The sequence below is a fragment of the Patulibacter sp. NPDC049589 genome (genome assembly GCF_040675535.1).
Taxonomy (GTDB): domain Bacteria; phylum Actinomycetota; class Thermoleophilia; order Solirubrobacterales; family Solirubrobacteraceae; genus Patulibacter.
In genome coordinates this window covers 1-19,053 of the sequence record NZ_JBFAPC010000110.1, presented here as the reverse complement: position 1 = coordinate 19,053, position 19,053 = coordinate 1, and the positions used below count along the sequence as shown (strand labels likewise).

Here is a 19,053-nt window from a genome sequence, read left to right as displayed (position 1 = left end):
CGGTGCTTGTCGCCACGTTCGACCTTGTCGTCGCTCGGGGCGAGGCGCGAGATGTCAACGGTCGGTCCGACTGCCGTCAGTTGCGTCGTCGGGGTCCCCGCACCGTCCGCCGCCGGCCCGCCGACGGGCAGCTCGACGACGAACGCCGTCCCGCCGTCCAGACCGTCCCGCACCTGGATCGTGCCGCCGTGCGCCGCGACGATCGCCTGGGTGATCGTCAGGCCGAGGCCCGTCCCGGGCACCGCGCCTTGCGTCGCCCCGGCGGTGCGGTAGAAGCGCTCGAACAGGCGCTCGCGATCCTCGGGCGGGATCCCGACGCCCGAGTCGGCGACCTCCAGCGTCACGGCGCCCGCGTCCTCGCGGGCCTGCACCGTGACGCGGATCCTGCCGCCCGCCGGCGTGAACTTCACGGCGTTGGAGAGCAGGTTGTCGCAGGCCTGGGCGATGCGGTTCGCGTCCGCGTGGATCGGTGCCGGGCCGGCGACCAGCTCGACCTCGACGTCCCCGCCCGCCGCCGCCCGGGCGCTGGCGACCGCGTCGCCGGCGATCGTCGCGACGTCGCAGTCGGAGGGGTGCAGCGTGAACTCGCCGGACTCGGCGCGGGCGACCGTCAGGAGGTCGTCGACGAGGTGCAGCAGCCGGTCGGCGTTGCGGCGGATCACGCCGCTCCAGTGCCGCTGGCCCGCCGTCGGCTCCTCGATCTCGCCCTCGAGCAGGTCCACCGCCGCGACGACCGACGACAGCGGCGTGCGCAGCTCGTGGGTGACGGTCGCGGAGAACTCCTCGCGCAGGCGCTGGACCTCGCGCTCCCCGGTCGTCTCGCGGATCGTCACGATCCGGCCGATCTCCTCCCCGTCCGCGCCCCGGACCGGGGTGTTGACGGCGACGAACCAGTGCCCGGTCTCGGGGTCGTGGAGCTCGAACTCGTACGGGCGCATGCGGTCGCTCTCGACCTGTTCGACGCGTGCGACGGCCAGCTTCCGGTCGACCGTGAGCTCGACGAACCGCGCCAGCTGCTCCTCGCGGGCGCCGTCCATCGGCATCCGCATGTCCGCCCACATCTCGCGGATCGCGGCGTTGGCGAAGGCGACTTCGCCCGCGTCGTCGAGCATCGCGACGCCGAAGGTCGTGGCCTCGAGCATGGCGGCGTTGACGGCACCCAGCCGGGCCGTGCGCAGGACCTCGCGCGCCCGGACCAGCGCGACGGTCGCCTGCTCGGTGATCCCCCGGGCGCGGACGGCGTCGGTCTCGCTGAACGGCCGGTCGGCGACGCGCGCGACGATCAGGCCGCCGACGACCTCGTCGCCGGCGTGCAGCGGCAGGTGCAGCTCGTGCGAGACCCGCACGGGGCCGGCGAACCCGGGCACCTCGACGCCGGTGTCGCCGTGGCTCAGGCGGACGGGCCGGCCCTCGGCCAGGGCGCGGCCGAGGACCCCGTCCTCCGGCCGCCGCGGTCCGTCGTCCCGGAGGTCGAGCCCGACCGCGGCCTCGCGCACGAGCTCGCCGCGCTCGTCGAGGAGCCAGAGCGCTCCCGCGTCCGCGGCGACGAGCTCCAGCACGCCGCGCACCGTGCGGTCGGCCACGGCCGCGGCGCCCGTCTCGGCCACCAGCTGCTCGACGAAGCGGAAGAGCGTGTCGGTCCACTCCTTCTCCGCGCTCAGCGCCTCGTAGGTGCGCTCGAGGTCGTTGCGCTGCGCCTCGACCTCGACGTGCTGGCCCTCGAGCTCGTCCTGGTGCTCCTGCAGCGCCCGGCCCATGGCGTTGAACTCGCGCGCGAGCCGGCCGACCTCGCCCCCGCCGACCTCGGGGACGTCCACCTGGAGGTCGCCGCCGGAGACCCGCTCGACGGCGTCGGCGAGCCGCTGGACCGGCCGGACGACCCGCAGCAGCAGGTACAGCGCGAAGAGCAGGACGAGCACGACCGACCCGACGGCGCCGACGATCCCGAGGACCGTGGCGCGGCGGCCGGCATCGTCCGCGGTCTCCCGCTTCCGGGTCGCGCGGGCCTCCTCGACGGTGACGAAGACGTCGAAGCGACCGCGGATCGTGTCGACGACCCCCTTGCCGCGGCCGGCCGCGATCCTCCGGCGTGCGGCGGCGAGGTCGCGCCGCGCCACGGCGACGAGCCGCGGCGCACGCACGCCGGCGTAGTCCTCGACGTCCTTCACGATCCGGTCGGCCCGCGCCCGCTGCTGCCCGGCGGGAGCCGACGCGCGCAGCGACGTGAGGAGGTCCGGCAACGCCGCCCGCGCGGCGTCGAACGGTGCCAGGAACGCGCGGTCGCCCGCGACGACGTACCCGCGCAGGCCCGCCTGGAGGTCGATGACGTTGCGCTCGGTGCGGTTGGCGAGCGAGATCACCCGCTCGGAGCGCGCCGACGCCCGGCCCGCGTCCCGCAGGTCCTGGACGGCGATCGTGAGCGCCACGACGACCGCCGCCAGCAGCGCCGCGATCACCGTCGCGACGACCACGATCCGGCCGGTCAGCCCCCCGCGACGAAAGCCCGCGACCGTCACCGGCGCCCTGCGGCGCGCGGATGCGGACTGGAGGTGGGCCCGATCCCGGTCGCGAGCATCCGCGACATCGTAGTCGGCGCCCCGCCTCCCGGGTCGCGCAGGCCCCGGCCGGGGTCCGGGGCTACGGCGCCAGGCTCTTCGGGGGCGCGGGAGCGTCGAGCCGCGGGTCGCTGGCGGCGGCGCGCAGCTCGTAGGCCGCGCGCGCCGCCGGGTCCGCCTCGATCAGGGCGCGGTCGGCGCCCAGCGCCTTGGCGACGCCCTCGCGGCCCCGGCGCGGCAGGACGCCGATGACGGTGTTGGCGACCCCGGCCGAGCGCGGCACGAAGACGTCGAAGCGCGGGGCCTTCAGCGCCTCGACGATCGCGGCGGCGACCTCCTCGGGCGTGACCTTCTTGACGCCACGGGTGTCCTTCGTCCCGGCGGCGAGCTCGGTCTGGACGATCGCCGGCATCACGCAGGTGACGTCGACCGGGGCGCCCGCGTGGGCGAGCTCGCCGCGGATCGCCTCGGACAGCCCGACCACGAAGTGCTTCGTGCCGCAGTACGTGGCCGCGCCCGCGAAGCCCGCCTTGCCGGCCATCGACGCGACGTTGACGAGGTGACCGCGCCCGCGCGCGACGAACCGCGGCAGGATCTCCTTCGCCCCGTTGACGACCCCCATGACGTTGACGTCGATCTGCCGGCGGATGCTGTCGTCGGACTCGTCGAGGAAGGTCGTCAGCGCCATGATCCCGGCGTTGCTGTCGAAGACGTCGATGGGGCCGAGGTCGGCCTCCACCGCGTCCACGAACGCGCGCACCGAGTCGCGGTCGACGACGTCCAGCGCGTAGGCGCGGACCTCCACCGGCACGCCGCCGCGGCCGGGCACCGCGGTGCGCAGCTCGTCGGCGGTGGCCTCGGCGAGCGCGAGGTCGAGGTCCCCGATCGCCACCTTCATCCCCTCGCGGAGCAGCGCGCGGGCGGTCTCCTTGCCGATCCCGCGGGCGCCGCCGGTGATCGCGGCGGTCCGTCCGACGAGGACGCGGGGCTGCTGTCGTGCCATGTGGGTCTCCTCCTCGGCCGCCGTCCGACGACCGTCGCTCGGCGTCGAACTTGACGCCGCCGTCACGTTCGACACTACCCCCGGGGGAGGGCGGGGCGCAAGGGCGGATCCCTCAGTCGGCGACGAGCCCGCAGGTGACGTTCACGGTCGTCCCGGTGATGCCCGCCGCGCGGTCGGACGCCAGGAACGCCAGGGTGCCGGCCACGTCCGCGAGGACCGGCGCGCGCCGCAGCGTCGCCCGGCCCGCGACGGCGCGCACGACGTCCGCCGGGTCGACGTCCTGGCCGGAGACCTCGAGGATGCGCTCGCGCGACAGCGTCTCGGCGACCGCGGCGGTGTGGACGCCGACGACGCGGACGCCCGACGGTCCGACCTCGGCGGCGAGGGTCCGGAGGAGCACCTCGACGGCCGCGTCCGCCGGGCCCGTGTTGCCCATGCCCGCCGACGGCGAGCGCGCGGTCCCGCTCGTCACGGCGAGGATCGCGCCGGAGCCCTGGGCGACCATCCGCCGCGCGGCGGCGCGGGCGGTCACGAACTGCGCGGTCAGCGCGGTGCGCGGGCCGCGAGTCAGGGCCTCGACGTCCATCTCGATCAGCGGCGTGCCCTGGCGATCCTCCCGCGAGGTGAGGTTCAGCGAGACGTCGACCGTGCCCGCCTCGGCGACGACGTGCGCGACGTGCTCCTCGACCGCGTCCTCGTCCAGCACGTCGAGGATCGTGCCCTCGGCCGTGCCGCCGTCGGCCGTGATCGCCGCCACGACGCCGAGCACGGCCCGCGCCGTCCGCCCGGCCACGAAGACGCGCGCGCCCTCCGCCGCGAACGCGCGGGCGACGCCGGCCCCGAGGCCCCCGGTGCCGTAGACGATCGCGTTCTTGCCCTGCAGCAGCATCGGCCTTCTCCGTGGTGGTGGACGCCCGCGATGAGTTCTGCGCCGCGGGGCGGTCCTCTCCTGCATGACCCCTCCCCACGCCCCGCACCCGTCGTGCGCGCCGGCCGGCGCACGGACCCCGTCCCGCGCCCCCGGCGCCGGTCGCTCGCTCCTCGTCGGCGGCTTCGCCGCCGCTCCCCTCTTCCTCGGACTGCCCGCTGTGCAGGACGCCGTCCGGGCGACGTCGCCGCCCGTCGACCGGGGTGATCCGGCGCGGCGGTGAAGGAGCGCGGAGCCGAACGGCGCGGTCGTCGTGGCGGGCCGGGCCGGGCGCCCGTGGCGACGGGAGCCGTCCGACCCGCTACCTCCGCGGCAGCAGGAACGTCCCGATCTTCCGGCCCGTGCCCGCCTGCGTGACGGTGCCCTTCGGCGGCAGGCTGCACTCGTCGCCCAGCGGGCCCGGGACGTCCACCGTCGCCGGCCGTCCGCCGTGCAGGCGCGGGGTCACGAAGGCCAGGCCGCTCCTCGGCGTGCAGGCGATCTGCACCTGGTAGTCGTGCAGGCCGCGGAGCGGCGGGACGAAGCGGAAGCGCAGCAGCGAGAGGCCGCGGATCGGAACGTCCAGCGGGTGCTTCGCGGCACGGTGACGCCGGGCGGCCATCCGGCCCATGGCGCGCTGGGTGGCGGTGCGCGGGGCGCCCTCGCGGCGGCGCGCCCTCGCGGACCGGCGGCCGTAGGTGAAGCCCGCCGCCCGCTCGCACGCGCGGCTCGTCACCGCCCGCTGCCCCGGACCGCCCGACGGGCAGACCCGCCCGCTCGCGAACCGCGTGGAGAGGCGGGTGGAGCCGTGCGCGCCCATCGGGCCACGCAGCACGAAGAGGTACGCGCCGGAGGACGCCTCACCGGTCGCGATCGTGCGCGGCGACCGGCCCTCCTCCCGCAGCGTGACCTCCCGCGCCCGCGGCCCGGCGAACCCGTAGAACACCGTCCGCTGCGCGGCGTCCGCACAGCTCGGGCGCGGCGTCGCCTCGTCGACGCGCTCGCGGGCCAGGTCGGCGCGGGCCGCCCGGGCCTCCGCCTCCTGGCCGCGCTGCTCGTACAGCCGCAGCTGCGCCCGCCCCGCCCGGACGCCGGACCGGCGGTTCGCCCGCTCGCCGGCCGTCTCGCAGCCCCCGGTCGCGGGGCTCCAGCCCTGCAGGCCGCTCGCGACCGGCTCGCCGCCGCCCTGCAGCGACATGCGGCCGTTCCCGTCCAGCCCGCCGCAGCCCTGGATCGCGGCCTTGGGCAGCGCGTGGAAGCGTCCGTCGTCGCCGAACGCGCCGTCGCGCCCGATCACGCCGATCTGGTCCCCCTGGACCCGGCCGACCTGGGCGCAGCCGAGGCCGCCGGTCGGCCGGGTGCGGGTGACCCGCAGCCCCCACGCCGGCCCGCCGTCGGGGTCCGCCACGCGCAGGTCGAGCACTCGGCTCGGCCCCGTGTAGCGGTGCACGTAGGAGCCCGACTGCGGCGGAGCGGGGACCGGGCGGCCCTCGGGCAGCAGCCGCGAGGCCGCCACCGCGACCGATCCGCCCGCCAGCAGCGCGAGCAGGACGCTGGCGAAGAGGCGCAGGCGCCCGCGGCGGGGGCGGCCGGCGGCGCGGTCCTGGCGGCGGGCCTCCTCGACGAGCAGGCGTTCGAGCTGCGGCAGACGGCTCATCGGCGGTCCTCCAGTCGGGTGCGGAGCGTTCGGAGTCCCCGGGACACGCGCTGGCGCACAACGCTCTCGGAGCAGCGGAGCGCCGCCGCGATCTCGTCGTAGCCGCCGCCGTCGAGCACCCGGGCCGCGATCGCCTCGCGCTGCTCGTCCGGCAGGTCGGCCAGGGCGGCGGTGGCGTCGACGCCGGTGAGCTCGTCGATCCGGGCCAGATCGTCGTCGGTCAGGGCCAGGGCGGGAACCCCGAGCCGCAGCCGCGTCTCGTTCTCCACGCGGCCGGACTCCAGGCTCGTGGAGAGCACGTTGTGCGCGATCCCGAACAGCCAGCCGCGCGGTTCGCCCCGCTCGGGGGCGAACCGCCCGCGGCCGGCGAGCGCGCGCACGAACGTCTCGGCGGTGAGGTCCGCGGCGACGTCCGGCCGGCCGGTGCGGCGCAGGAAGTACGCGAGGACCGCGGCCTCGTGGCGGCGGTAGAAGCGCCCGTAGTCGGCGGGTCCGCCGGCCAGCAGGGCGGCGTCGTCGAGGGGTGGCTTCCGCGGCATCACCAGTACTTACGGGCGGGCCGGTGCGCTGTGACCGACCGGCTCGTGGACGCCGCGCATCCGCCGTCCGCCGGTGCCCCGGGAACGGGTGGGCGGAAGACCGCCCGCCCGGTCCCGTCGGGACGCTCTGGTGGACAGGCGGGAGCATCGCGTGCGACCGCCGACCGGGCGGTCGCGTGGAGGTGCCGGACACCGGGACGCCCATGCCCATCCGATTCGATCACCTGGCGAACGCCGCCACCGACAAGGCGCGGTCCGCCGCCTTCCTGACCACCCTGCTCGGCCTGCCCGAGCCGACCGCCTGGGGACCGTTCCTCAGCGTGCACTTCGGCGACGGGGTCCACCTCGACGACGCCGAGCCCGGGATCGACTTCCCCGGCCAGCACTACGCCCTGCTCGTCGACGACGACGTCTTCGCTGGTCGCGCTCAGGCCGCGCTGCCCTCGCCTGCCTGGGCCTGGGCCGCCATCGCCTGCTCGACGTCCATCCACATGATCTCCCAGACGTGGCCGTCGAGATCGCGGAAGCTCTCGCCGTACATGAAGCCGTAGTCCTGCGGGTCCTTCCAGGCCTCGGCGCCGGCCGCGCGGGCCTTGGCGCCCAGCTCGAGGACCTCGTCCTTGCTGTCGCAGGACAGCGCGAGCAGGGTCTCGGTGACGTCGCGCGGGGCGATCTCGCCGTTGATGAAGCCGAGGAACTTCGCCTCCTCCATCAGCATCACGATGATGTTCTCCTCGACCACGAGGGCGGCGGTGGCCTCGTCGCAGAACTGCTCGTTGAAGCCGAAGCCCAGCGCTGAGAAGAAGGCGCGCGACGCCTGGACGTCCTTCACGGGCAGGTTGGGGAAGATCATGCGCATCGGGGGTCTCCTGGGGTGGCCGTCGCGGGTGCGGGGCGCGGTTCGTGGGGAACGCAACACAGACGGCGTGGTCCCCCGGAACTCATCGGTGGTCGCGAGATCCGTGGGGATCCGGTGGCCGAGAGTGCGTCGTTCCTCCTCCTTCGAGGAGGAACGCACGCTCGACGACCGCGGCCCGTCCTCAGGACGCCGTGCCGGGCGCCTCGACCGCCGCCACCACCGGCGCCGGCGCGGGCGCGGGCGCGGGCGCGGGCTCGAGGTCCGGCAGCAGGCGGTCGAGCCAGGCCGGGACCCACCAGTTCCAGCGGCCGAGCATCTGCATCAGCGCGGGCACGAGCACCATCCGGACGATGGTCGCGTCGACGAGGATCGCGGTCGCCATCCCGACCCCCATGAGCTTCAGGAACGCCTGCGGCGAGAGCGCGAAGCTCAGGAAGACCGCGACCATGATCGCCCCGGCCGCCGTGATCACCCGCGCCGTCGCCGAGAGGCCCTCGGTCACCGCGCGCTCCGTGTCGCCGTGGATCCGGAAGCGCTCGCGGATCCGGGAGACGAGGAAGACCTCGTAGTCCATCGACAGCCCGAAGAGGATCGCGAACATCATCACCGGGATGAACGGCGGGACCGGGGTGTTCGTGTCGATCCCGATCAGCCCGCCGAGCGTGCCGCCCTGCGCGAACGCGGTGACGACGCCGTAGGCCGATCCGACCGACAGCAGGTTCATGACGCCGGCCTTCAGCGCCACGAGCGGGGCGCGGAACGCCAGCAGCAGGAGCAGCAGCGCGAGCACGACCACGCCGCCGATGAAGTACGGGATCCGGTCGCCGAGGACGTCGGACTGGTCGATCGACGCCGCGGTGACGCCGCCGACGAGGACCTCGCCGCCGCTGCCGCGCGTGGCGCCCGGCAGCACGGCGTCGCGCAGCCGGTGCACGAGGTCCGACGTCGACGCGTCCTGCGGCGCGCTGCGCGGGAGGACCGTCACGACGGAGATCGCCCCGTCCGGCGAGCGCCGCGCCGGGAGGACGGCGGCGACGTCGCGGTCGCGCCGGGCGGCGGCGGTCACGGCGCCCAGGCGGTCCTGGGCCGCGCCCTCGGCGACGAGCAGCAGCGGGCCGTTGGACCCGCGGCCGAAACCCTCGGTCGTCAGGTCGTAGGCCTGGCGGGTGGTGGTCGACGACGGGTCGTTTCCGGCGTCGGGGAAGCCGAAGCGCAGGTTCGTCGCCGGGATCGTCAGGAGGATCAGGACCGTCGCGCCGATCGCCGCCGCGGTCTTCGGACGGCGCTGGACCGCCTGCGCCCAGCGGGCCGCCAGCGGGCTGTGGCCCTCGCCCTGCTGGCGGCCGACGAACGGGATCCGCAGGCGGTTGACCCGCGTGCCGAGCATCGCCAGCAGCGCGGGGACGAACGTCACCGACGCGAGCAGCACCACGAGGACCGAGATGCTCGCCGAGAGCGCGACGCCGTTCATGTACGACACGCGCATCAGCAGCAGGCCGAGCATGGCGACGACGACCGTGCCGCCGGCGACCAGCGCGCTGCGCCCGGCGGTGGAGATCGCCTCGACGACGGCGTCCTCGTTGTCCTTCCCGTCGTGCAGCGCGGTGCGGAAGCGCGAGACCACGAGCAGCGCGTAGTCGATGCCGACGCCGATCCCGATCAGGCTGTAGACGGCGGGCGCCCAGTCGGGCACGTCGATCACGTGCTGCAGCAGCCCGACGAGCGAGAAGGTGATGCCCAGGCCGAAGAGCGCGGCGAGCAGCGGCAGGCCGGCGGCGATCACGCTGCCGAACGCGATCAGGAGGATCACCGCGGCGACGAGCATCGAGGCGAGCTCGGGGCTCGCGCCGCCCTCGGCGTTCGTGATCGGGGTGCCGCCGAGCTCGATCCGCGTGCCGCCGCCCTGCGCCTCGCCGGCCAGGTCGATGACATCCTTCGCGGTGCCGTCGGGCAGGTTCCACGGCTTGGTCGTCAGGCCGAGCTCGACGGACGCGATCGTCCCGTCGCGGGAGACGCGCGGGGTCTCGGCGTCGCCGATCCCGGGGAGCGCCTCGGCCTTCGCGAGGAGGGACCGGATCCGGGCCTTCGCGGCGGGCCCGTTCGCGCCGCGGGCGTCCTGCCAGACGACGGTGATCCCTTGGCCGCCGCGGCCACCGAGGTGCGCGTCGACGAGGTCGGCGGCCCGCGTGGACTCCGACCCGGGGGTCGCGTAGTCCTCTGCGGAGTCGCCGGCCAGCTGCGAGACCCCGGCGGCCATCACGACGAGCGCGACCACCCAGAAGGCGACGACCGCGCGGCGCCGGCGGACGCAGATCAGGGCGAGCCGGTGGAGGAGCCCCGGGTCGGCGGATGGCTCGGGGGCGGGGGACTGCGGGCGGGCGGGCATCGGTGGTTCCGGGAGTCGTCGGGGTCCGGCAGGTTCGGGCTCGCCGGAGGTTGGCACCCGCGATCGCGACCGACCATGGGGGATCTCCCCAGGATGCCCCGGGGGCGACCGGGGGACGGCCTGGTGGGGCCGGTGGGGGACGTCCCGCCCGGGCGGGTGGGGGCGGCTGGCGAGCCGACCGGGCGGGCCGACCGGGCGGGCCGACCGGGCGGGCGGGCCGACCGACCGGAGGCCGCTCGGGTCGAAGGGGCGGGCCGACCGGAGGCCCCTCGGGTCGAAGGGGCGGGCGCGTGACGGGTCGGAGAGGCGGGCTGGCCGACGGGGCGGGTCAGAGGGCCGGGCGGATCAGAGGGCCGGGCGGGTCATCGACTTCGGTACCCGGACGGTGCACAACTCGATGGGACCGTCACCCCACCTCCGACCCCGGACCGGCTGCCGACGGGTTCATCGACTTCGCGACCTCCACGGTGCACAACTCGATGGCACCATCACGCCGCGTCCGAACCCGGACCGGCCGTCGACTTCGGCACCCCCACGGTGCACAACTCGATGCGCCCGCCGAACCGCACCCGACCCCGGACCGGCCGTCGACTTCGGCACCCCCACGGTGCACAACTCGATGCGCCCACCGGACCGCACCCGACCCGACCTCGACCCGGAACCGGTCCTCGACGCCCGCACCCGATCCCGCGGAGACCCGGCACCCCGGGACCCAGGGCCGGCCCGGGCACCGCCGTCAGGCGCCCTGAGGTCCCTCGGGCGCGCCGTCGGTCGTGGCCGACGGTCCGTCGGCATCGCCGCCACCGCCGCCGCCCGGAACGCTCCACGCCGCCCCGTCGCGCTCGACGCCCTGGCCGCCGAGGACGACCCGCACCGTCATCAGGAGGATGCGGGCGTCGACACGGAGGGTCCGGTGCGCGACGTACCAGCGGTCGAACTCGATCCGCTCGGGCCACGAGAGGGTCGTGCGGCCCTGGACCTGGGCCCAGCCGGTCAGGCCGGGGCGGACGATCAGGCGCTCGACCTGGCGCTCGTCGTAGCGCTCGACCTGGACCGGCACGGTCGGCCGGGGGCCGACGATCGCCATCTCGCCGCGCAGGACGTTCCAGAACTGCGGCAGCTCGTCGACCGAGGTCCGGCGCAGCAGCCGGCCGAGCCGGGTGATCCGCGCGTCGCCCTGCACGATCGCCAGGCCCGCGCCCATCGTCTCGGCGCCCTGGACCATCGTGCGGACCTTCAGGACGTCGAACTCGCGCCCGCCGAGCCCGACGCGCCGCTGGCGGAAGATCGGGCTGCCCTTCGACTCCAGCCGGACGAGCAGGAGGACCAGGGCCAGCGGGATCGCGAGCACCACGAGGGCGAGGAGCGACACGACGACGTCGAACGCGCGGCGCGTGACGTCGGCGCAGGTGATCCGTCGCGGCAGGGCGATCGGCCCGTCGGGGCCGACGTCCCGGCCGGCGGCCCGCATCGCGGCGCGCAAGTCCGCGTGGGCGTCGGAGGCCCGTCCGGTCAGGTCGTGGACGCGGGGCGGGGCGGGGCCGGCGGACGGCGGGGCCGCCCCAGCGGCACGGGAGCCCGGCGTGGCGCCGGGACCAGGCACGGTGTCCGGACCCGCCGCGACGTCGGGGACAGGCGCGGCGTCAGGACCCGCCGCGGCGTCACGACCCGCCACGGTGTCCGGACCCGCCGCGACGTCGGGGACGGCCGCGGCGTCACGACCCGCCGCGGCGTCACGACCCGCCACGGTGTCCGGACCCGCCGCGACGTCGGGGACAGCCACGGCGTCACGACCCGCCATGGCGTCACGACCCGCGGCGTCGGGCGACGCGCTCTCCGGGGCGCGGTCGTCGGCGCTCATCGCGTCCCCTCCGCCGGGTCCCAGCCCGCGGGCGTGCCGTGGCGCAGGTGGTCGGCGAGCCCGGCGGCGATCGAGGCGGTCATCAGCACGTAGTAGCGGGCGAGCAGCAGGGGGCGCGACGGGCGGACGTCCGCGGCGGCCGCACCGGCGTAGAGGGACAGGTGCGCCGCGAGCAGCAGCAGGTGCAGCCGGGGGCGCACGCGGCGGCGGGGCCCACGGCCGAGGACGTCGCCGGACGCCGGGAGCGCACCGCCGCGGACGGACCCGGCGGCTCCGGCACCGCCTGCGGCCCGTCGGCCACCGCGACCGTCCGCCGCCACCGGCACCCCACGGACCGCGAGCACGAGCCCCGCCACGAGCGCCAGCACGTGCAGGAACGGGCTGGCGTAGCGCAGGTGCCGGTGGCTGACGAGCGCCGCGAGGTAGCGGGGCGGCACGCCGCGGGGGTCCAGGACGCCGCCGCGCAGGCCGCCGCCCTCGCCGCCCCGCAGGACGACCCGCCACATCTGGTTCATCATGCGCCGCTTGCGGCGCCACTCGCCCGTGACGGTCGGGACCATCGGCTCGCTGGCGCAGGCGGAGGGGCGGTCGACGGCGAGCAGCCCGGCCCGGACCGTCTGGTGCGGCAGGGCGAGGTCGTGGCCGAACGCGGTGCGCAGCCGCGGCCACAGCGACGCCCGGAGCGCGTAGATCGCCCCGTTGCCGGCGGTCACCGACCACCAGTCGCTCTCCATCCGGCGCAGCGCCATCTCCAGGCGCCAGTAGGCGCCCTCCTGGTTGCTGTCGCCGTCGGCGGACGTGAAGGTCACGCGGCCACAGGCGTAGCCGACCCGCGGGTCGGCGAAGGCGGCGACGAGCTCGGCCAGCGCGTCGGGCTCCCAGGAGGTGTTCGCGTCGCTGAACGCCAGGACGTCCCCGTCGGCCCGGGCGACCCCGGCGGCCTGCGCGGCGTGCTTGCCGCCGCGCGGCAGCTCGAGGACGAGGTCGGCCCCGGCCTCCCGTGCCCGCTGCGCCGTGGCGTCGGGCGACCCGTCGCAGGCGACGACGATCTGCAGCCGCTCGCGGGGCCACGTCTGCGCCGCGAGCCGGCGGACGGTCTCGGCGATCGCGTCCTCCTCGGCGTACGCGGCGACGACGACGGTCACCCGCAGGTCACCGTCGAGCGCGGCGGCTCCGGCGACCGCGGCCTCGCGGCCGTCGGGCACCCGGCCGTGTCCCGCCCCGCGGAGCAGGCGCAGCACGACGGCCCAGCCCGCGTGGGTCCAGGCGAGCAGTCCGAGGGCGAGGAGGTGCAGAGCGCGCACGGGGGGATCGTCCCAGAGCGGGAGCGGCGGCCGCGGGCCCACCGCGGGCGGGAGCGCTCCATCGGGGCGAGCCGGCGCAGACGGGTACGGGGCGGGCCGGCAGGCCCCGCGCTGCGGCAGACCGGGCCGGGCCGGGGATCGAACCCTCGCGCCGGGCCCGGCCGGGCCGGCGTCGCACCCGGTCCGGGACCGGGGCTACCGTGCGGGGCATGTCGTCCCCGGAGCTCGGTCCCCCCGTCGACTTCGCCGGGGCCCGCCTGCCCGGCCGCGAGACGCTCACCGGCGCCCACGTCCGGATCGAGCCGCTGGACCCCGCGCGCCACGAGGCCGGCCTGTGGGACGCCGCGAGCGGCGGAGACCCGCGCCTGTGGGACTACCTGCCGTACGGGCCGTTCGCGGACCGCGAGGCGTTCTCCGCCTGGCTCGCCGCGCTGTACGCCGAACCGGCGCCCGACCAGCGCTTCAGCGCGATCGTGCGCGTGGCGGACGGTGTGCCCGCGGGGATGATCGCCTACGCGCGGATCGCCCCCGAGGTCGGGCGGATCGAGATCGCCCACGTCTGGTTCGGCGCGAGCCTGCAGCGCACGCCGGGCGCCACCGAGGCCGTGTTCCTGCTCGCCGCCCACGCGTTCGACGACCTCGGCAACCGCCGCCTGGAGTGGAAGTGCAACGCCCTGAACCACCGCTCCCGCCGGGCCGCGGAGCGCTTCGGCTTCACGTACGAGGGCCGCTTCCGCCAGGACATGGTCGTCAAGGGCCGCAACCGCGACACCGACTGGTTCTCGCTCCTCGACGGCGAGTGGCCGCGGGCCGGCGCGGCGTTCCGGGCCTGGCTCGCGCCGGAGAACTTCGACGCCGACGGCACCCAGCGGCGGACGCTGGAGGAGCTGCGCGCCGCTGGCTGAAGGCGCGGGGCGCCGGTGGACCCGGGCCGCGGGGCGCGGGGCGGTCCGGGCGGCGCGGCCCCGCCGCCTAGCCGCGCGCCGGCCGCGCCGTCACCCAGATGCGGATCTGGGCGTGCGAGACCTCGACGCCCTTCGCATCCGTGATGCGGATCTCGACCGGCAGCTCCTGCTTGTCGGCCGGCTCGTCCGGGAGGAGCAGCGTCGCCTCGGCGTGCAGGCGCCCGGCGGCCTTGGCGAGGTAGTCGATCGTCATCCCGCGCGGGATCCACCGGTGCGTGGACGGGATCGTGGCCTCCGCCAACGCCCCCATCACGTACTCGGCGAGGTTGCACTGCGCGATCGCGTGGACCGTTCCCAGGTGGTTGCGGGTCCACGGCACGGCGGGCATCGACGCCTCCGCGCGCCCGGGCTCCAGCGATCGCAGCTGCGCCGGAATCGTCAGGAAGTACGGCGCCGCGGTCCGGTACAGCCGCGACACGGCGGCCCGCCCGAGCGGGAGCCCCTCGAGCTTGCGGTAGGCGGACGGCAGGTCGATCGCGGGCATGGTCACCAGATCCTACCGCTGGTAGCACCGGGGCATCGGGGAGATCCATCGACGGCTCCGGGGGCCGGCGCTCCCGCGGCGTGCGGAGCCCGGGCCGGCCGGGTGGAGACGCTCGACGGCGCAGAAGAGGAGGAGCGCGGATCTCGCGAGGCGATGCGTGAGCCGCATGGTCCTATGCACAGGGAACGTCGCCGCGGAGAGATGACCGTGTCCCGGCGCGGCACGACCCCGTCCGGACCCTCGGCGGGCGGACCGCTCAGCCCGTCGAGGCCAGCGCCATCGCCGCGACGAGGCCGCCGGTCTCCTCGGGCGCGAGCTCGGCGGGCGGGCCGTCGCGGAAGGCGGTCTCGGCCCGGTCGAAGGCGATGTTCAACGCGTCGCAGTCCGGGCAGTCGACGACGTGCTCGCGCAGGCGGACCGCATCCTCCCGCGGGAGCCGGTGGTCGGCCCAGGCGGTCAGGAGCCGCGGGAAGCGGTCGCAGATCGTCGTGCGGGTGGCCGGTCGGCGGTGGTCGCCGGGGCGGAACGGGTTCTCGGCCTGGCGCGCCGCGATCCGACGCGTGGCCGACAGCAGCTCGGCGGCGGGGTCGAAGTCCGGGTCGTGGGTCGAGAGCACGGCGACCCGGAACTCGACGAAGACCGCCGCGGCCATCCGCAGGGCGGTGCCCGGCGGGGCGACCTCGTTGGCGTAGGCGAGCACGTCGCCCCCGCGGCGCGTGACGAGGGCGGCGAGCACGAGCGGGTCGCCCTCGCGCAGCCCGTCGGGCGTGACGGGCGGGGGCGTCACCCGCGGGGTCCGGGTGCGGGGTGTGGGGGAGCCGGCGGGCATCGGGGTCCCCGCAGGATACGCCGCCCACCCCGGCGACTCCTGCGCCCGGCCGCGCCGCCCGCCGCGACCACCATCGAACCCCGTCCGTCGTGGCGCGGCATCGGGCCGGACCACGGTGGGAACGCGAGCGACGCGTCACCCGGGATCCCCGCCAGTCAGCCCAGGAGCGACCGGTACACCCGCTGGTGCGCCTCGGCGACGGCGTCCCACGAGTACGGCCCCGCGGCGAGCTGGGCGGCCCGGGCCGCGAGGTCGCGGCGGCGCGTGCGGTCGTGCAGCAGGGTGCCGAGCGCCCGGGCGAGCGGGCCGGGATCGCCGGCCGGGACGAGCTCCGCGGCGCCCTCGCGGGCGATCTCGGGGAACCCGCCGACGTTGCTGAGGACCATCGGCGTCCCGAACGCCAGGGCCGTGAACAGCACGCCGGACTGGTCGATCTCGCGGTACGGCAGGACGACGATGTCGGCGCGCCGGAAGAACGACGCGGCCTCGGGGTCGGAGACGAAGCGGTCGACGAAGCGGACGCCCGGCGGCGCGGACGCGCGCAGCGCGGTGACGTCCATCTTCGGCAGGCCCACGATCCACAGCTCCGCGGTGGCCGCCGTCGCGCCCATCCGCCGCCAGGCGTCGAGCAGCACGTCGACGCCCTTGTACGGGCGCAGCAGCCCGAAGAAGAGGACCACCGGGCGCTTGGTGTTCGCGAAGGCGGGCGGCAGCTCTGCGGGGGTCAGCGTCGTCAGGTGCCGGAACGCCCCGTGCGGGATGACGTGGACCTTCGTCGCGTCGACGCCCAGCCCGTCGATCAGGCGGTCGCGGCCGTGGTGGGAGTGGACGACGACGGCGTCGACGCGCTCGTAGAGCCGCCGCTGCGCATCGCGCTGCCCGGGCCGCGCCTCGCGCGGGAGGACGTCGTGCGCCGTCAGGACGACCGGCCGGTCCTTCGGCAGCAGCAGCCCGTCGATCTGCTGGACCGCCAGCCACTGGAAGTGGACGATGTCGGCGTCGCGCGCCGTCTTCCGCAGCCGGCGCATGTCCGGCACGTGCTGGGCGAGCTTCGCGACCCGGCGGATCCGCGACCCCGCCGGCCCGACCGCGCGGCGGTAGAACCCGTGCTCGATCGCGTAGCCCTCGGGCTCCGGGATCCGCCCGTACGGGAACTCGCTCGTCACCAGCGTGACCCGGTCTCCGGCCCGGACCAGCGCGTTGGCGAGGGCGTGGTCGTAGGGCGGGGTGTAGGCCGACGGGTCGATCAGGCGGACGTGCACGTGCCCTCCACCGTATCCCTGCCGACGCGGGATCGCTGGGGGGTTGCGCACGGGCGCCGCGGCGGTCGGGGCCGGCGTGCGCCGGGCCCGGCAGGATCGCCCCCGCTCCGGCCGTGGCCGGCCCGGCGGCACTTCGGACCCGCGAGCGCTCAGGCCGCGATCCGCCCGCCGGCCCCGCAGAACCGGGAGCGCTCGGGCCCCGGCCGGCCCGCCGGCCCGACGGACCCGCGACCCCTTGGTCCGTCGGGGAGGGGGACGGACGCGGGACCGCGCTCAGCGCACCCGGAGCCCGGCCGCCGCGCGCCGGGTGACGCGCTTGGCGCCGTAGGCGCGGCGGGTGCTGGCGACGAGCAGGACGCCGCCGCCGGGCCCGTTGACCGGCAGGGCGGCGCAGATGCCCGTCGCGCACATCGCGTAGCGGCCGCCGCGGAAGAGGACGCCGTCGGTGCGGCCCGCGTCGGGCAGGCGCACCGGGAACGGGCTGCCGCCCACGACCCCCGCCACCGCGGTGCGGCCCGGGAGCGCCTCGACGACGAGCCGCGAGGCGTCGGGACGCATCAGCCGGGTCAGGATCCGCGCGCCGCCCTCGAGCTCCTGGACCGCCGTCTGCCGCCAGCCCTCGGCCGCGGGCAGGTCCAGCGTCCACCCGCCGCCGCCGAAGCGCACGGCCCCCGCGGGCACGGGCGGAAGCGGCGCGGTCGCCGATCCGGTCGGTGCGCCCCGCCCGGCGAGCGGCACGTCCGACCCCGACCGACCGGCGGCCGACGAACGGGCCGACCCGCCGGAGGACGACCCCGATGCCCCGCCGGCGGCCGACGCGGCGCTGCTCCCGGATCCGCTCCCGGCCGAGGACGGGCCCGAGCCGCCGGCCGAGGACCCGGTCCCACCGGACCCCGACCCCGCGGCGCCCGAGGACGACCCGCCCGCCCGCGACCCGGACCCACCCGACGACCCGCGCCCGGCCCCGGACGCCGCGGTCGCCCCGGTCCCGGTCCCCGGTCCGCCCGGCGGCGTCGGCGTCGTGCCCGCCGCGCGGTCGCGGGAGGCATCGCCGAGGTTCCCGATGAAGACGAACGCGCTGCCGAGCGCCGCGAGGATCGCGACGAGGAAGAGCGCGACGAGCCGCCGGCGGCCGCGACGGCGGGGCCGCTCGGACGGGGGGATCTCCCAGGTGGGGGCCGCGGGGGCGACCTCGTCGGGGGCGGCGGGCGTGGCGACCGCGATGCGCAGGGGCTCCGCGGTGGGCGGGTGGACGGCGTCCCGCGGGACGGTCAGGGCGGCGCGCGCCCACATCGCGAGCTCGCCCGCGGACGCGAAGCGGACGTCCGGGTCGGGGTCGGTCGCGCGCTCGACGGCGGGGTCGAACGCGCCGCCCAGGCGCGGGTAGGCGGCGGACGGACGCAGCGGCAGGTGAGTCGTGTCGCGGGCCGGGCCGACCGCCGGGCGGGCGGACGCCGCGACGGGCGACGGCGGCGGCGTGCCGGTCAACAGCTCGAAGAGGACGCAGCCCAGGCCGAAGACGTCCGCCGCGGGCCCGGCCTCCTCGCCGGCCAGCTGCTCGGGCGCGGCGTAGCCGGGCGTGCCCTCCGGGTCGTCGACGCCGGGCGCGCGCGCGAGCCCGAAGTCCGCGAGCTCGACGTGGAGGTCGCGCCCCGGCCCGTCCTCGATCAGGACGTTGCTCGGCTTGACGTCGCGGTGGACGAGCCCCGCGGCGTGCGCGGCGTCCAGTGCGGCGGCGATCTGCTCGACGACGACGACCGCCTGCTCGGGGTCCAGCCGGTCCGTGCGGCGCAGGAGCACGCGCAGGTCGGGGCCGTCGACCAGGCGCATCGCCAGCCACAGGTGCGCGTCGTCCTCGCCGCTCTCGAGGATCTGGACGACGTTGGGGTGGTCCAGACCCGCGACGGCGCGGGCCTCGCGGCGGAAGCGCTCGCGGAACGCCGGGTCGCCCGCGGACGGCAGCCCGACGACCTTCAGCGCGACGCGGCGGTCGAGCGCCTCCTGATGGGCGAGGAAGACGACGCCGGTGGTGCCGTGACCGAGCTCGCGCTCGATGCGAAAGCCCGCGAGACGATCTCCGGGTCGGGGCAGGGACGGCACGACAGGCAGGAGTACGCCGCCGGGGCGCCGGATCCTGCCGGACGACACCGGTCCGCCGCCCTGGCGCGGCGGCGCGCGGACCGCGGATCAGGCCGGGTAGAAGTCGTCCGTCGCGAACAGCTCGGCCGTGGCCGACCGGCGGCCCCCGACGCGGCGCTCGCAGCTGACGACCATCGGCCACTTCTTGAGGTTCGGGGCGGCGCAGCGCCACCCCGACGGCGGGTGCTGCTCGAGGACCCCGACGTATCTCGTGCCGCTTCCTGGGTTCGAGAAACGACGGGAAATAGGACCCCTGCCGGAGCTTCGGGATCGCGACATCGAGCGTCCCTGCACGGGTGTCCC

Annotated in this window: 14 protein-coding genes and 1 pseudogene; 1 reads left to right on the top strand and 14 read right to left on the bottom strand. The window is 76.6% G+C overall.

What is annotated here, in order from left to right:
- The 9 genes from AB0L40_RS18695 to AB0L40_RS18655 form a co-directional block, all read right to left on the bottom strand.
- Positions 1–2,471: ATP-binding protein (locus AB0L40_RS18695; RefSeq protein WP_364357892.1), on the bottom strand; the 2,471-nt coding region annotated here is incomplete at its 3' end.
- Between the two features lie 166 nt (positions 2,472–2,637).
- Positions 2,638–3,558 carry an SDR family oxidoreductase gene (locus AB0L40_RS18690; protein WP_364357889.1) on the bottom strand — a complete coding sequence of 307 codons (921 nt, stop codon included), beginning with the start codon at positions 3,556–3,558 and terminating at the stop codon, positions 2,638–2,640.
- A 112-nt stretch (positions 3,559–3,670) separates the two neighbouring features.
- Positions 3,671–4,447 (bottom strand): SDR family oxidoreductase, encoded by a 777-nt coding sequence (locus AB0L40_RS18685; protein WP_364357886.1) that lies wholly within the window; start codon positions 4,445–4,447, stop codon positions 3,671–3,673.
- Positions 4,448–4,787: 340 nt separating this feature from the next.
- Positions 4,788–6,122 (bottom strand): hypothetical protein, encoded by a 1,335-nt coding sequence (locus tag AB0L40_RS18680; protein WP_364357883.1) that lies wholly within the window; start codon positions 6,120–6,122, stop codon positions 4,788–4,790.
- On the bottom strand, positions 6,119–6,661 hold the full coding sequence (locus AB0L40_RS18675; protein WP_364357880.1) for an RNA polymerase sigma factor: 543 nt from the start codon (positions 6,659–6,661) through the stop codon (positions 6,119–6,121). Before AB0L40_RS18675 ends, AB0L40_RS18680 begins: the two co-directional genes overlap by 4 nt.
- Positions 6,662–7,088: 427 nt before the next feature.
- A complete protein-coding gene (locus AB0L40_RS18670) occupies positions 7,089–7,520 on the bottom strand; it encodes a VOC family protein (protein WP_364357877.1) in 432 nt (143 codons plus the stop codon).
- A gap of 181 nt (positions 7,521–7,701) precedes the next feature.
- Positions 7,702–9,906: an MMPL family transporter gene (locus tag AB0L40_RS18665; protein ID WP_364357874.1), complete on the bottom strand. Its 2,205-nt coding sequence runs from the start codon at positions 9,904–9,906 to the stop codon at positions 7,702–7,704.
- Positions 9,907–10,642: 736 nt separating this feature from the next.
- The gene (locus AB0L40_RS18660) at positions 10,643–11,767 is read right to left on the bottom strand and encodes a sugar transferase (RefSeq protein WP_364357871.1); all 1,125 of its coding nucleotides are present in this window, start codon (positions 11,765–11,767) and stop codon (positions 10,643–10,645) included.
- Positions 11,764–13,071: a glycosyltransferase gene (locus tag AB0L40_RS18655; RefSeq protein WP_364357868.1), complete on the bottom strand. Its 1,308-nt coding sequence runs from the start codon at positions 13,069–13,071 to the stop codon at positions 11,764–11,766. The genes AB0L40_RS18660 and AB0L40_RS18655 overlap by 4 nt, the downstream gene beginning before the upstream one ends.
- A 209-nt stretch (positions 13,072–13,280) precedes the next feature.
- On the opposite strand from AB0L40_RS18655, the gene AB0L40_RS18650 reads away from it, so the two are divergent.
- Positions 13,281–13,976, top strand: coding sequence for a GNAT family protein (locus tag AB0L40_RS18650; protein WP_364357865.1), 696 nt, complete (start codon positions 13,281–13,283; stop codon positions 13,974–13,976).
- Between the two features lie 67 nt (positions 13,977–14,043).
- On the opposite strand, the gene AB0L40_RS18645 is transcribed toward AB0L40_RS18650, so the two are convergent.
- From AB0L40_RS18645 to AB0L40_RS18625, 5 genes and pseudogenes are all read right to left on the bottom strand, one after another.
- Positions 14,044–14,520, bottom strand: a complete 477-nt coding sequence (locus AB0L40_RS18645; protein ID WP_364357862.1) for a hotdog fold domain-containing protein — start codon at positions 14,518–14,520, stop codon at positions 14,044–14,046.
- Positions 14,521–14,776: 256 nt separating this feature from the next.
- Positions 14,777–15,349, bottom strand: coding sequence for a zf-HC2 domain-containing protein (locus AB0L40_RS18640; protein WP_364357859.1), 573 nt, complete (start codon positions 15,347–15,349; stop codon positions 14,777–14,779).
- A gap of 155 nt (positions 15,350–15,504) precedes the next feature.
- Positions 15,505–16,611, bottom strand: coding sequence for a glycosyltransferase family 4 protein (locus AB0L40_RS18635; RefSeq protein ID WP_364357856.1), 1,107 nt, complete (start codon positions 16,609–16,611; stop codon positions 15,505–15,507).
- Between the two features lie 273 nt (positions 16,612–16,884).
- Positions 16,885–18,711, bottom strand: coding sequence for a serine/threonine-protein kinase (locus AB0L40_RS18630; RefSeq protein WP_364357852.1), 1,827 nt, complete (start codon positions 18,709–18,711; stop codon positions 16,885–16,887).
- 256 nt (positions 18,712–18,967) lie between these two features.
- A pseudogene (locus AB0L40_RS18625) lies at positions 18,968–19,053 on the bottom strand (transposase); the annotation flags it as partial.

What these genes read in the sequence shown, in the direction of transcription:
- AB0L40_RS18660 (WP_364357871.1), bottom strand. Translation starts at nt 11,767, where the DNA reads ATGAGCGCCGACGACCGCGCCCCGGAGAGCGCGTCGCCCGACGCCGCG.
- AB0L40_RS18675 (WP_364357880.1), bottom strand. Translation starts at nt 6,661, where the DNA reads ATGCCGCGGAAGCCACCCCTCGACGACGCCGCCCTGCTGGCCGGCGGA.
- AB0L40_RS18690 (WP_364357889.1), bottom strand. Translation starts at nt 3,558, where the DNA reads ATGGCACGACAGCAGCCCCGCGTCCTCGTCGGACGGACCGCCGCGATC.
- AB0L40_RS18685 (WP_364357886.1), bottom strand. Translation starts at nt 4,447, where the DNA reads ATGCTGCTGCAGGGCAAGAACGCGATCGTCTACGGCACCGGGGGCCTC.
- AB0L40_RS18665 (WP_364357874.1), bottom strand. Translation starts at nt 9,906, where the DNA reads ATGCCCGCCCGCCCGCAGTCCCCCGCCCCCGAGCCATCCGCCGACCCG.
- AB0L40_RS18640 (WP_364357859.1), bottom strand. Translation starts at nt 15,349, where the DNA reads ATGCCCGCCGGCTCCCCCACACCCCGCACCCGGACCCCGCGGGTGACG.
- AB0L40_RS18670 (WP_364357877.1), bottom strand. Translation starts at nt 7,520, where the DNA reads ATGCGCATGATCTTCCCCAACCTGCCCGTGAAGGACGTCCAGGCGTCG.
- AB0L40_RS18645 (WP_364357862.1), bottom strand. Translation starts at nt 14,520, where the DNA reads ATGCCCGCGATCGACCTGCCGTCCGCCTACCGCAAGCTCGAGGGGCTC.
- AB0L40_RS18650 (WP_364357865.1), top strand. Translation starts at nt 13,281, where the DNA reads ATGTCGTCCCCGGAGCTCGGTCCCCCCGTCGACTTCGCCGGGGCCCGC.
- AB0L40_RS18680 (WP_364357883.1), bottom strand. Translation starts at nt 6,122, where the DNA reads ATGAGCCGTCTGCCGCAGCTCGAACGCCTGCTCGTCGAGGAGGCCCGC.